This window comes from Nonlabens spongiae (genome assembly GCF_002117125.1).
Lineage (GTDB): Bacteria > Bacteroidota > Bacteroidia > Flavobacteriales > Flavobacteriaceae > Nonlabens > Nonlabens spongiae.
This window is the reverse complement of the sequence record NZ_CP019344.1, coordinates 3,272,020-3,285,502: the sequence shown is the minus strand read 5'-3', so window position 1 is coordinate 3,285,502 and position 13,483 is coordinate 3,272,020. Positions and strand designations below refer to the sequence as shown.

General features: G+C 41.2%; 9 protein-coding genes. 1 reads left to right on the top strand and 8 read right to left on the bottom strand.

Features of this window, described 5'->3' with window-relative positions; genetic code table 11:
• The first annotated feature begins 80 nt into the window (after positions 1-80).
• Positions 81-734 (top strand): class I SAM-dependent methyltransferase, encoded by a 654-nt coding sequence (locus BST97_RS15070; RefSeq protein ID WP_085768008.1) that lies wholly within the window; start codon positions 81-83, stop codon positions 732-734.
• Between the two features lie 720 nt (positions 735-1,454).
• Here BST97_RS15070 and BST97_RS15060 read toward each other — a convergent pair.
• The 8 genes from BST97_RS15060 to rplK all read right to left on the bottom strand — a co-directional run bounded on the left by BST97_RS15060 (position 1,455) and on the right by rplK (position 13,475).
• Positions 1,455-2,387, bottom strand: a complete 933-nt coding sequence (locus BST97_RS15060) for a PorP/SprF family type IX secretion system membrane protein (protein ID WP_085768006.1) — start codon at positions 2,385-2,387, stop codon at positions 1,455-1,457.
• 340 nt (positions 2,388-2,727) lie between these two features.
• Complete coding sequence (locus BST97_RS15055; RefSeq protein WP_085768005.1) at positions 2,728-3,039, bottom strand: DUF3467 domain-containing protein; 312 nt, start codon at positions 3,037-3,039, stop codon at positions 2,728-2,730.
• A gap of 2 nt (positions 3,040-3,041) precedes the next feature.
• Complete coding sequence (rpoC, locus tag BST97_RS15050; RefSeq protein WP_085768004.1) at positions 3,042-7,349, bottom strand: DNA-directed RNA polymerase subunit beta'; 4,308 nt, start codon at positions 7,347-7,349, stop codon at positions 3,042-3,044.
• A gap of 90 nt (positions 7,350-7,439) precedes the next feature.
• Entirely contained in the window at positions 7,440-11,249 is a 3,810-nt protein-coding gene (rpoB, locus tag BST97_RS15045) for a DNA-directed RNA polymerase subunit beta (protein WP_085768003.1), read from the bottom strand.
• Positions 11,250-11,372: 123 nt separating this feature from the next.
• Complete coding sequence (gene rplL, locus BST97_RS15040; RefSeq protein WP_085768002.1) at positions 11,373-11,750, bottom strand: 50S ribosomal protein L7/L12; 378 nt, start codon at positions 11,748-11,750, stop codon at positions 11,373-11,375.
• A 49-nt stretch (positions 11,751-11,799) separates the two neighbouring features.
• A complete protein-coding gene (rplJ, locus tag BST97_RS15035) occupies positions 11,800-12,315 on the bottom strand; it encodes a 50S ribosomal protein L10 (RefSeq protein WP_085768001.1) in 516 nt (171 codons plus the stop codon).
• Between the two features lie 10 nt (positions 12,316-12,325).
• Positions 12,326-13,024, bottom strand: a complete 699-nt coding sequence (gene rplA, locus BST97_RS15030) for a 50S ribosomal protein L1 (RefSeq protein WP_085768000.1) — start codon at positions 13,022-13,024, stop codon at positions 12,326-12,328.
• Positions 13,025-13,034: 10 nt separating this feature from the next.
• On the bottom strand, positions 13,035-13,475 hold the full coding sequence (gene rplK / locus BST97_RS15025) for a 50S ribosomal protein L11 (RefSeq protein ID WP_085767999.1): 441 nt from the start codon (positions 13,473-13,475) through the stop codon (positions 13,035-13,037).
• Positions 13,476-13,483 lie beyond the last annotated feature (8 nt).

The following is a 13,483-nucleotide window of genomic DNA, read 5'->3' as shown; positions in this document are numbered from 1 at the left end:
GGGAGAGTCGTTTATTCAAATTTAATTTAATCTGTTCGAACCGACTTGTAAAATTAACTTCAACTTTTCAATGTAAGATCATGAAAACCAAAAAACCATGGCCCACCAAAGCCGCAATGGACCAGATCTATAAATTAGGTCTATGGGGTAAGAACGGTGACGCATTCTATTCTGGAGAAGGTTCTCACGATCATGAAATAATTGCGCCGTATATCCAAGTGGTTAAAGAATTTTTGAATTCTTTTGAAAACAAATTGTCCGTTTGCGATTTGGGTTGCGGCGATTTCAATGTGGGCAGACATTTTCTTGATCAGGTTTTCAGTTATACAGCGGTTGATATTGTTCAAGATTTGATTAATCATAACAGATCCAACTTTCACCACCCCAAGTTACAATTTAAGTGCCTCGATATCGCAACAGTTCCCCTTCCCCCAGCCGATTGCGTATTCTTACGCCAAGTCCTGCAGCATTTATCGAATGCTGAGATCTCAGCCATTGTAGCTAAACTCAAAACCTACAAGTATCTTATACTGACTGAACATTTACCTAATGGTGAATTCGTCCCGAATCTAGACATCATCTCAGGTCAAGGAACGCGATTGAAGAGGAATAGCGGTGTGGTTCTTACTGAGCCGCCATTCGAATTGGATGTTGTTGAGGAGAAGGAGATACTGGCGGTTGATTTAGGTGGTAAGATGGGGAGGATAGTGACTAAATTGTTTACTTTAAGGTAGGATTATCAAGGTTGCGTGGTCACCGAGTGCAACTCGGCGCCAGCGGCAAATAAATTAGAAAAAATTAAATCATAAAGGAAACACAATAAATCTTCCTGTAACAAGCAAAAGTAACAGCTGGTAGAATTACTTTCTAATGAATCTACTTACATCATCAATAAATTTGCTTATTAACAATCGCAAATTGAATTAAATTTATCAGAAATGTGGTTATTCCTTATACTATAGCAAATATAACTCCAAAGAGTTGGCTGGTATTGAACTAGATTGCCCAAAATATTTACTCTTTTTAGTACCCACTCATTTATACAATCATTTAGATTACTTACTACATAAGATGCTCTCTTTTTAACATCGAACCACCTATCTGGTAGGTGAAACATACTCACTTCCAACACAAAATCGAATTGATTACCTGGATTACTCGTCAAGTTGCAAACAGGTAAGCAATCTACAATTGAGGTATCTTCAACATCTTGTAACAAAAAACAGACGTGATCACCTGACACTCCAGGAAGTTCTGAACGGAATATCGCCCCTTTTTGTAATGATTTCGATGGTCGATTGACTCTTTTTCTCATGACTTAAATTTGAGGAACAAAACTACCTAGAAAACATATTTTTGAAAAATATGTTAAATTTAAATTTATCCAAGTAATATATTTCTTACAAAATGATTCTGTTAAGACAAGGATACATACAATTTACCGACTTTTCGATTCAAAAAAACCTCGGCGAGTTCATCACCCTCGGGTTACTAAAAATCTCATAACGTAAAAACACTTCATAACTACCGCTATTGAACTGCGTATTGCCCAGATCAGTCACTTCACGATCATACGCAAAACCTACCAGAAAGTTATTGTTGATTTGAAACGCAGCCAATCCACTCACCGCAGCATCCCACCGGTAGGCAACGCCCAGCGTAAAGCGCTCATAGAATCGCACGTTTGACGTGAGGTCTATTTGTAGCGGAGCTTCCTCAACGTATTTTAAGATCGTTGCCGGCATCAATTCGATCGCATTATTGATGTCAAAAACATAGCCACCGGTTGCATAAAAGTGAATGGATTCTCGAGCAATAAAGCGGTCGTTTAGATCTGAGTCTTCGTCGAAATGTTCATTTTGAAACATATTTGGTGTGCTCAGGCCGGCATACCATCGATCACTCTGATAAAAAAGCCCTACTCCTACTATGGGAGCGAATTCATTATCGACATTTTGCAACAATTCCGGATCAGTCCGGTCAAAAATATTGGCTCGATTGAAGTCTACATCTAATAATTGAAATCCAGCTTTTAGTCCGAAGTAAAGCTTGTTTCCATTCTCAAAATCCAAAGCATAACTTCCATCTACTCCCACAAAAGTTTCTCTGGCGGGTCCTATCTGATCTTGAAATAAGCTCAGCCCCAGTCCTACTCCACTTTCTCCCACCGGTGAGTGCGCTGTGAGAACCTGAGTGACCGGCGCACCGTCCAGCCCTACCCATTGCGCTCGGTACATTCCCGTGATTGTTGCCGCTTCCCTTGATCCCGCGTAGGCTGGATTGATCAGGGTCGGATTGTACCTATAATGTGTGTATTGAAGATCTTGCTGTGCTAGTAACGCTTTCGCGAAAGCGAGATAAACCAATACACACCACACCTTTTTCATATTGGGAAAATAGGGAATATTACATTTAAATTAGTTGTTAGGTCGAGCGCAGCCGAGAACGATTTGAATTTTCCTCCCTAACAATAATGAGCATCGAGTGCCTCAGCCCTCAAACTTTTTCGCGTTATAAGACCTGGAGATGCGTTCATCTAAACAAAACTTACTATCTATCTGTCATGCTGGACAAGTGGAACGCGATTCAGCATCTACTTGATTGGGACGTAGGGAGATAAATGTATCGAGACTTATAGTTAGAGATTCTGAATCCCTCCCATCGTCGGGTTCAGAGTGACAGATAGCACTAAACAAAAAACCCGACTCTCACGAGCCGGGTTTTGTTTTATGCTTGACCCGTAGGGCCAAAATTTAAAGGAATGGGCGGTTGATCATAATCCTTGATCTCACCATGAGCATTCTCAAACTTCCTCACGTTATCGCTCAATGCTTTAGCAAGTCGCTTAGCGTGTTGCGGAGTCAGAATTATTCTGGACTTCACCTTTGACTTGGGATTTCCAGGCATGATGTTCACAAAATCAACAACAAATTCCGAAACTGAATGGTTGATAATAGCTAGGTTGCTGTATTGTCCCTCTGCCGTTTTTTCATCAACCTCTATGTTGATCTTGTTTTGATCTGGATTATTGTTTGCCATTACTAGTTATAATTTACTTGTGGTTCATCTTTAGCCTGCATCAAACGCTCAAACTCTTCTTTTGAACCTACGATGATGTTATTATAGCTGCGCATACCAGTACCTGCAGGGATTCTGTGACCTACGATCACATTTTCCTTAAGACCTTCTAGCGTATCTACTTTACCACTTACAGCTGCCTCATTAAGAACCTTAGTTGTTTCCTGGAACGATGCTGCACTAATAAATGATTTAGTCTGTAGCGATGCACGAGTGATACCTTGAAGAACTGGCTCTGCCGTTGCTGGCATCACATCTCTTGCTTCTACAAGAGTTTTGTCTTCTCTTCTCAAGATGGAGTTCTCATCTCTCAACTCACGTGGAGAAACAATCTGTCCTTCTTTCAAGTTATCAGAATCACCTGCGTTTTCTACTACTTTCATTCCGTATAGGCGATCGTTTTCAAGGATGAAATCTTCTTTGTGAACCATCTGGTTTTCTAAGAATACTCCATCTCCTGGATCAACGATACGTACTTTACGCATCATCTGTCTCACAACTACCTCAAAGTGCTTGTCGTTGATCTTCACACCTTGTAGACGATAAACTTCCTGTACCTCATTTACTAAGTACTGTTGTACAGCACTCGGCCCTTTGATAGCAAGAATATCTTTCGGAGTAATGGAACCATCAGATAGTGGCATACCTGCTCTTACATAATCATTTTCTTGTACAAGAATTTGATTAGAGAGTTTCACTAGGTATTTCTTAGTCTCATCAGTTTTAGAGGTGATGATGATCTCACGATTACCTCGCTTGATCTTACCGAAGGAAACTACACCATCTATTTCAGTCACAACAGCTGGATTTGATGGGTTACGTGCCTCAAAGAGCTCTGTCACACGTGGAAGACCTCCTGTAATATCACCCGCCTTGGCAGACTTACGTGGAATCTTCACAAGCACCTTACCTACTTTAATCTTATCATCATCATTAACCATAAGGTGTGCACCTACTGGTAAGTTGTAAGAAATCAATGTTTCTCCTTTGCTATCAACAATGTGAAGCGTAGGTATCAATTTCTTATCACGAGAATCAGAAATTACTTTCTCTTCATATCCAGTTTGTTCATCAGTCTCTACTTGGAATGTAGTACCCTGAATGATATTCTCAAACTTGATCTTACCTGCAAATTCAGATATGATTACACCGTTAAATGGATCCCATTTAGCAATTAGGTCACCCTTAGCAATCTTAGCACCAGGCTTAGCGTAAAGCTCAGAACCATAAGGAATGTTGTTACTGTTCAACAAGATTCCCGTTTTTGGGTGCATCAATTTAGATTCAGCCGTACGTGAGATTACTACCTCTACTTGCTGACCTTCACTGTTCTCACCAGTTACGGTTTTAAGATCCTCGATTTCAAGAATACCTTCATTCTTAGCAACGATGGTATTTTCTTCTGAAACGTTACCAGCAACACCTCCTACGTGGAATGTTCTCAATGTAAGCTGTGTACCAGGCTCACCGATGGACTGTGCAGCGATTACACCTACAGCCTCACCTCTCATTACCGGTCTGTTAGTCGCTAGGTTGCGACCATAACATTTTTCACAAATTCCTTTAGGAGCCTCACAAGTTAATGGAGAACGTACTTCAACAGTTTCAAGATCAGAAGCATCAATAGCATCAGCAATCTTATCAGTGATCAACTCACCTGCAGCAACAATTACATCTTGAGTTGCTGGATCTATAACATCATGAAGAGCTGTACGACCTAGGACGCGAGATCCTAGTTTTTCCATTACCTCTTCATTCTTCTTCAATGCAGAAACTTCAATACCTCTTAAAGTTTCACAATCTTTCACACTCACGATTACATCTTGTGCCACATCATGTAAACGACGTGTCAAGTAACCTGCATCTGCCGTTTTAAGAGCGGTATCTGCAAGACCTTTACGAGCACCGTGTGTCGAGATAAAGTATTCAAGGATGGAAAGACCTTCCTTAAAGTTAGAAAGAATAGGGTTTTCAATAATCTCGCCTCCACCAGAGTTGGATTTTTTAGGCTTAGCCATCAATCCACGCATACCGGTAAGCTGACGAATCTGCTCCTTAGATCCACGAGCTCCAGAGTCAAGCATCATGTACACCGAGTTGAATCCTTGCTGATCCTCTCTGATATTTTTCATGGAAAGCTCTGTAAGCTGCGCATTAGTCGCAGTCCAAACATCAATCACCTGATTATAACGCTCGTTCTGAGTGATAAGACCCATCCCGTAGTTGTTACGGATAGCATCTACTTTAGTATTTGCCTCATCGATCATGGCCTGCTTCTCCTCCGGAATCATAATATCTCCAAGAGAGAATGACAGTCCACCACGGAATGCAAATCCATAACCAAGATCTTTGATCTCGTCAAGGAAAGCTGCTGTACGAGGCACATCAGTTACCTTTAAAATATCACCGATGATATCACGTAGTGCTTTCTTAGTCAATACTTCGTTGATATAACCAGCTTCATTAGGAACTTTCTCGTTAAAGATTACGCGACCTGCAGTAGTCTCGATAAGCTCTTTTTTGTAAGTTCCATCTTCTTGAAGAAGTTCGATCCTACACTTAACAGGCGCATTAATATCTACACGTTTCTCATTAAATGCAATGATCAATTCTTCCGGACCATAGAATGTCAAGTCTTCACCTTTTACAGTGTGCTTTTCATCAGTTCTACGCAATTTGGTCATATAATAAAGACCTAATACCATGTCCTGAGATGGTACCGCGATAGGGCTACCATTTGCAGGGTTCAAGATATTGTGAGAAGCCAGCATCAATAGCTGTGCTTCAAGAATTGCCTCTGGTCCAAGTGGCAGGTGTACCGCCATCTGGTCACCATCAAAGTCTGCGTTAAATGCTGTACAAACAAGTGGGTGAAGTTGTATCGCCTTACCTTCTATCAGTTTAGGCTGGAATGCCTGTATACCTAAACGGTGAAGCGTAGGAGCACGGTTCAACAGAACCGGGTGTCCTTTTAATACATTTTCAAGAATATCCCAAACTACAGGTTCCTTCTTGTCGATGATCTTCTTAGCCGACTTTACTGTCTTAACAATACCGCGCTCGATCAACTTACGGATGATGAACGGCTTGTAAAGTTCAGCAGCCATGTCTTTAGGAAGACCACACTCATACAATTTAAGCTCGGGACCTACGACGATTACAGAACGGGCTGAATAGTCAACACGCTTACCAAGCAAGTTCTGACGGAAACGTCCCTGCTTACCTTTCAATGAGTCAGAAAGTGACTTCAATGGACGGTTAGAGTCAGTTTTTACCGCGCTTGATTTTCTTGTGTTGTCAAGAAGTGAATCCACAGATTCTTGAAGCATACGCTTCTCGTTACGCAAGATTACCTCAGGCGCCTTGATCTCCATCAATCGCTTCAAACGATTGTTTCTGATGATCACACGACGGTAAAGGTCATTTAAGTCAGAAGTTGCAAAACGACCACCGTCAAGTGGAACCAGAGGTCTAAGCTCAGGTGGGATAACTGGTATCACTTTCATGATCATCCACTCTGGCTTATTCTCGCGACGCTCATTAGATTCTTTCAGAGCTTCTACAACCTGAAGTCTTTTAAGAGCCTCTGTCTTTCTTTGTTTAGAAGTCTCATTATTTGCCTTGTGACGTAAGTCATAAGAAAGCGATTCTAAATCGATGCGCTGCAGGATCTCGATAAGACATTCTGCACCCATCTTAGCGATGAATTTGTTAGGATCATTATCTTCCAAATACATATTTTCCTGTGGAAGACTGTCCAAAATATCTAGATACTCCTCTTCAGTCAAGAAATCCATTTCCTGAACTGGATCACCCTCGGCATTTTTTGCAATACCAGGCTGGATCACTACATATCGCTCGTAGTAGATGATCATATCCAGTTTCTTTGAAGGAAGTCCTAGTAGATAACCTATCTTGTTAGGAAGGCTTCTGAAATACCAGATGTGCGCAACTGGCACTACAAGGTTGATGTGACCTATACGATCACGACGCACCTTCTTTTCTGTTACCTCTACACCACAACGGTCACAAACGATACCTTTGTAACGGATGCGCTTATACTTTCCACAGGCACACTCATAATCCTTTACAGGACCGAAGATGCGCTCACAAAAAAGACCGTCCCTTTCAGGTTTGTGCGTACGGTAATTAATAGTCTCAGGCTTTAAAACCTCTCCACGTGATTCCGCAAGAATCGACTCTGGAGATGCAAGACCTATTGAAATCTGATTGAATTTCTTCTGCACTTGGTTGTCTCTATGTCTAGCCATAATTATGGTACTAATTTTTGTTAAAGTGAGATGATTTTGAGAGATCCCGCTTTCGCGAAAGCGAGAACCCCACAACCACCATTAAAATGATTAATCCTCAAGTCTTAAATCCAGTCCTAGACCTTTCAACTCGTGCATCAATACGTTAAACGACTCTGGTAACCCAGGTTCTGGCATAGGCTCGCCTTTTACGATAGACTCGTAAGTTTTTGCTCTACCTACCACATCATCAGATTTTACCGTCAAGATCTCGCGCAAGGTGCTTGAAGCTCCATAAGCCTCAAGTGCCCATACCTCCATCTCTCCAAATCGCTGACCTCCAAACTGAGCTTTACCACCCAGTGGCTGTTGCGTGATCAGAGAGTAAGGACCTATAGAACGTGCGTGCATCTTATCATCTACCATGTGACCTAGTTTCAACATGTAGATCACACCTACTGTTGCAGGTTGATCAAACTGTTCACCAGTACCACCATCATATAGATAAGTGTGACCGAATCGTGGAATACCCGCTTCGTCTGTATAGCTATTGATCTGATCTAACGTAGCACCGTCGAAGATAGGTGTCGCGAAATTCTTACCGAGTTTCTGACCTGCCCATCCCAGCACGGTTTCATAAATCTGACCAATGTTCATACGAGAAGGTACCCCAAGTGGGTTCAAGACGATATCAACCGGAGTTCCATCTTCCAAGAATGGCATGTCCTCCTGACGTACAATACGTGCTACGATACCTTTGTTACCGTGACGTCCTGCCATCTTATCTCCTACTTTAAGTTTACGCTTCTTAGCGATGTAAACCTTAGCAAGTTTGATGATACCAGCAGGAAGCTCATCTCCTACAGAGATGGTGAACTTCTCACGTCTCAAAGAACCTTGAAGATCGTTTTCTTTAATCTTATAGTTGTGCAGAAGATCTGCAACCATCTCATTGATTTCTTTACTTGTAGTCCAAGTCCCAGAAATCAGGTGGGTATAATCATCTACAGAGTTCAACATCTTAAGCGTGTACTTCTTCCCTTTAGGAAGAACTTCTTCACCTAGGTCGTTAAAGACACCTTGTGAAGTTTTACCGCTTACAATTTCAAAGAGTTTTTCAACTAGACGATCACGCAACCCATCAAATTTAGACTGGTACTGCGCTTCAAGTCGTGCGATATCTTCTTTGTCCTGAGCTCTTTTCTTTTTGTCCTTTACAGCACGTGAGAACAATTTCTTGTCAATCACGACACCACGTAGCGATGGAGATGCCTTAAGTGAAGCATCTTTGACATCACCTGCTTTATCACCAAATATGGCTCTAAGAAGCTTTTCTTCTGGAGTAGGATCAGACTCTCCTTTAGGGGTAATCTTACCTATCAAAATATCTCCAGGCTTTACCTCTGCACCGATACGTATCATACCGTGCTCATCAAGGTTTGCTGTTGCTTCTTCACTTACGTTAGGAATATCAGCAGTAAGTTCTTCGTTACCTAATTTAGTGTCACGTACTTCAAGTGAGTACTCATCTACGTGGATCGACGTAAAGATATCTTCACGTACCACTTTTTCAGAGATCACGATCGCATCCTCAAAGTTGTAACCTTTCCATGGCATGAACGCCACTTTCATATTGCGACCTAAAGCAAGTTCTCCAGCCTCAGTTGCATAACCTTGACAAAGTACCTGACCTTTCTTAACTCGGTCTCCTTTAGTTACGATAGGCTTCAACGTAATACTTGTCCCTTGATTAGTCTTACGGAACTTGATCAGGTTGTAAGTCGTCTCTTCATCATCAAAACTAATAGCACGCTCTCTCTCAGAACGATCGTATTTAATAACCACTTTTTGAGCATCTACATAAGTAACTTCACCGTCACCTTCAGCATTAATTAATACACGAGAATCACTAGCGACTTGTCTTTCTAGACCAGTTCCTACGATAGGTGCATCTACTCTCAATAATGGTACCGCCTGACGCATCATGTTTGATCCCATCAGGGCACGGTTTGCATCATCATGCTCTAGGAAAGGAATCAAAGAAGCAGAAATAGAGGCGATCTGATTAGGAGCAACATCGGCATATTTAACTTCAGATGGGTCGATTACCGGGAAGTCACCTTCCATACGAGCAATTACCTTATCATCTGCAATTTTACCGTCCTCAAGAGGCAAGTTAGCTTGAGCAATATGCATTCCTTCTTCTTCTTCAGCACTTAGATAGACTGGATCACTATCTATGTCTATAACCCCATCTTTCACCTCTCTATAAGGTGTCTCGATGAATCCCATGCTGTTCACTTTCGCGAAAACGGCTAATGAAGAGATCAAACCAATGTTAGGACCTTCAGGCGTTTCAATAGGACATAAACGACCGTAGTGTGTATAGTGAACGTCACGAACCTCAAAACCTGCTCTTTCACGAGAAAGACCACCTGGTCCAAGTGCAGATAATCTACGCTTATGCGTGATCTCAGCAAGAGGGTTAGTTTGATCCATGAACTGCGATAACTGATTAGTTCCGAAGAAAGAGTTAATCACAGAAGAAAGCGTCTTAGCATTAATAAGATCGATAGGTGTAAAAACCTCATTATCTCTAACGTTCATACGCTCACGTATAGTTCTAGCCATTCTCGCTAGACCTACGCCAAATTGTGAACTTAATTGCTCACCTACCGTACGTACACGACGGTTTGATAAGTGATCGATGTCATCAATCTCAGCTTTTGAGTTGATCAACATGATCAAGTGCTTAATAATAGTAATGATATCTTCCTTGGTAAGCACTTGCTTCTCCATTTCGATATCAAGACCAAGCTTTTTATTCATTCTGTAACGACCTACCTCTCCTAAGTTGTATCTCTGATCAGAGAAAAATAACTTGTCGATGATACCGCGAGCAGTTTCCTCATCTGGCGGCTCAGCGTTACGTAATTGTCTATAGATATGTTCTACCGCTTCCTTTTCAGAATTGGTAGGGTCTTTCTGTAATGTATTGTGGATGATCGCATAGTCCGCTGACATATTATCTTCTTTGTGAAGAAGAATAGTCTTAGCCTGAGCTTCCATGATTTCGTCAATGTGTTCTTTTTCAAGAACTGTATCTCTATCAAGGATGATCTCATTACGCTCGATAGAAACTACTTCACCTGTATCTTCATCAACGAAATCCTCGTGCCACGTTCTAAGAACACGAGCGGCAAGCTTGCGACCTAAATATTTCTTTAAACCTGTTTTGGTAGCTTTAACCTCTTCAGCAAGGTCAAAGATTCCAAGAATGTCCTTGTCTCTCTCAAATCCGATAGCGCGGAAAAGCGTGGTAACAGGTAACTTTTTCTTACGGTCAATGTAAGCATACATTACACTATTGATGTCAGTAGCAAATTCTATCCAAGATCCTTTGAAAGGGATCACTCGAGCAGAATACAACTTAGTACCATTTGCGTGAAATGACTGACCGAAGAATACACCAGGAGATCGGTGCAACTGTGAAACGACTACTCGTTCAGCTCCATTTATCACAAAAGTACCTGACGGAGTCATATAGGGAATAGTCCCCAAATAAACATCCTGCACTATAGTCTCAAAATCCTCATGTTCTGGATCAGTGCAGTATAATTTTAAACGTGACTTTAGTGGCACGCTATAAGTAAGACCTCTCTCGATACATTCTTGGATTGAGTAACGTGGAGGGTCTACGAAGTAATCAAGAAATTCCAGTACAAACTGATTGCGCGTATCAGTAATTGGGAAGTTCTCCATAAAGGTATTATAGAGACCTTCAACTTCTCTTTTATCCGACTTGGTCTCAAGCTGGAAAAAATCCTGAAAGGATTTAATTTGAATATCCAATAGATCCGGATATTCTGGTTTAGAATTTACCGTTGAAAAATTAATTCTCTCTGTGTTTGTTGCTAGCATCAATGCACGGTATTAGTTATTAAAAAAGCGTTGAAGACGACGTCTCATCTTTATACGCAAAATGGTCTAGACCTGAGAGCCACCTCATCAGGTCTAAACCGATATTGTCAGGGAGTGAAGTAATTACTTCAACTCAACCTCAGCACCAGCTTCTTCTAGCTGAGCTTTAAGAGCTTCTGCTTCGTCTTTAGAAACACCTTCTTTGATTGTAGATGGTGCATCATCAACTAAACCTTTAGCGTCTTTCAATCCTGCTCCTGTAAGTTCTTTTACAAGCTTAACTACAGCAAGTTTAGCACCACCTGCTGCTTTAAGGATTACATCAAATTCAGTTTGCTCCTCAGCAGCGTCACCACCACCTCCGGCAGCAGGTCCAGCCATTGCAACTGCAGCTGCAGCTGGCTCAATTCCATATTCTTCTTTAAGAATATCTGCTAATTCGTTTACTTCTTTTACAGTCAAGTTAACTAACTGCTCAGCGAAATCTTTTAAATCTGCCATTTTACTATCGTTTTAATTTATAAATAATTGAGTGCGTACTAATTCAGTGTTACCTTTCAGATAACGTTTTAAGGATTCCAGCAAGTTTTCCACCACCAGATTGAAGTGCAGAAACAACATTCTTAGCTGGACTTTGGAGAAGAGTAATGATCTCACCGATCATTTCTTCCTTAGACTTGATACTGCTCAAGGTAGCGATCTTATCATCACCCACATAAACAGCTTCCTCTATATAAGCTCCTTTAAGAATAGGCTTTTCAGATTTCTTTCTGAAAGTTTCTATGACCTTAGCAGGGGCATTTGCAACTTCAGATAACATGATTGAGGTGTTACCTTTCAATAGAGTAGGTAATTCTCCGAAATCTTTATCAGAAGCTTCCATTGCTTTTGAAAGCAATGTGTTCTTTACTACTGACATCGTAACGTTTGCTTTAAAACAAGCTCTACGTAGATTTGATGTCTCCTGTGCGTTTAATCCAGATATATCTGTTAGATAGATGGTGTTATTCTCACCTAGCGTTGCAGTCAATCCTTCAATAACATGTGCTTTTTCTTCTCTTGTCATGATCTAGATTTTAATCGTCTGCAAAACGTTTAGTGTCCACTTCTATACTAGGACTCATCGTACTAGACATGTAAATACTTTTGATATACACGCCTTTAGCAGCAGTAGGTTTTAATTTCACCAATGTATTAATCAACTCTCTGGCGTTACCAGCAATCTTCTCTGCGTCAAAAGAAGCTTTTCCGATTGCAGCATGCACAATACCTGTCTTGTCAACTTTAAAGTCAATTTTACCGGCCTTTACATCTTGTACAGCTTTAGCAACATCCATCGTCACCGTACCCGTTTTAGGGTTAGGCATAAGACCACGAGGACCTAAGATACGACCTAGAGGTCCCAACTTACCCATAACGGCTGGCATGGTAATGATTACATCAACATCAGTCCAACCTCCTTTAATCTTATCAAGATATTCTTGCAGACCTACATAATCAGCACCAGCTTCTTTTGCTTCTTCCTCCTTGTCTGGCGTTACAAGAGCAAGTACTTTAACATCTTTACCTGTACCGTGGGGAAGCGTCACTACTCCACGTACCATCTGATTTGCCTTTCTAGGATCAACGTTCAATCGTACTGCTAAGTCAACTGAAGCGTCAAACTTAGTAGTAGTAACTTCTTTTACTAATTTAGAGGCTTCTGCTACAGAATAAGTTTGATTGTTATCAATCTTTCCGCTTACCGCCTTTTGATTCTTTGTCAATTTTGCCATGATTTCAGAATTAAGAAGGGGCGTTGCCACCTTTTACGTTAATACCCATAGATCTAGCTGTTCCAGCAACCATTCTCATAGCGCTCTCTACAGTAAAAGCATTAAGATCAGGCATTTTATCCTCAGCGATTGCCTTTACCTGATCCCATGTGATAGATCCTACTTTTTTTCTATTAGGTTCACCACTACCACCTTTAAGTTTAGCTGCTTCAAGAATTTGAACCGCAGCAGGAGGAGTCTTGATAACAAAATCAAAAGACTTATCCTTATAAACAGTGATAGCTACAGGAAGAACCTTTCCTTGTTTGTCTTGAGTTCTAGCGTTGAATTGCTTACAAAACTCCATGATGTTCACACCAGCGGCACCTAACGCAGGACCAACCGGTGGAGAGGGATTTGCGGCCCCACCACGTACTTGAAGCTTGACAACTTTCGATACTTCTTTAGCCATTTTTAAAT

What these genes read in the sequence shown, in the direction of transcription:
- BST97_RS15070 (WP_085768008.1), top strand. Translation starts at nt 81, where the DNA reads ATGAAAACCAAAAAACCATGGCCCACCAAAGCCGCAATGGACCAGATC.
- BST97_RS15060 (WP_085768006.1), bottom strand. Translation starts at nt 2,387, where the DNA reads ATGAAAAAGGTGTGGTGTGTATTGGTTTATCTCGCTTTCGCGAAAGCG.
- BST97_RS15055 (WP_085768005.1), bottom strand. Translation starts at nt 3,039, where the DNA reads ATGGCAAACAATAATCCAGATCAAAACAAGATCAACATAGAGGTTGAT.
- rpoC (WP_085768004.1), bottom strand. Translation starts at nt 7,349, where the DNA reads ATGGCTAGACATAGAGACAACCAAGTGCAGAAGAAATTCAATCAGATT.
- rpoB (WP_085768003.1), bottom strand. Translation starts at nt 11,249, where the DNA reads ATGCTAGCAACAAACACAGAGAGAATTAATTTTTCAACGGTAAATTCT.
- rplL (WP_085768002.1), bottom strand. Translation starts at nt 11,750, where the DNA reads ATGGCAGATTTAAAAGATTTCGCTGAGCAGTTAGTTAACTTGACTGTA.
- rplJ (WP_085768001.1), bottom strand. Translation starts at nt 12,315, where the DNA reads ATGACAAGAGAAGAAAAAGCACATGTTATTGAAGGATTGACTGCAACG.
- rplA (WP_085768000.1), bottom strand. Translation starts at nt 13,024, where the DNA reads ATGGCAAAATTGACAAAGAATCAAAAGGCGGTAAGCGGAAAGATTGAT.
- rplK (WP_085767999.1), bottom strand. Translation starts at nt 13,475, where the DNA reads ATGGCTAAAGAAGTATCGAAAGTTGTCAAGCTTCAAGTACGTGGTGGG.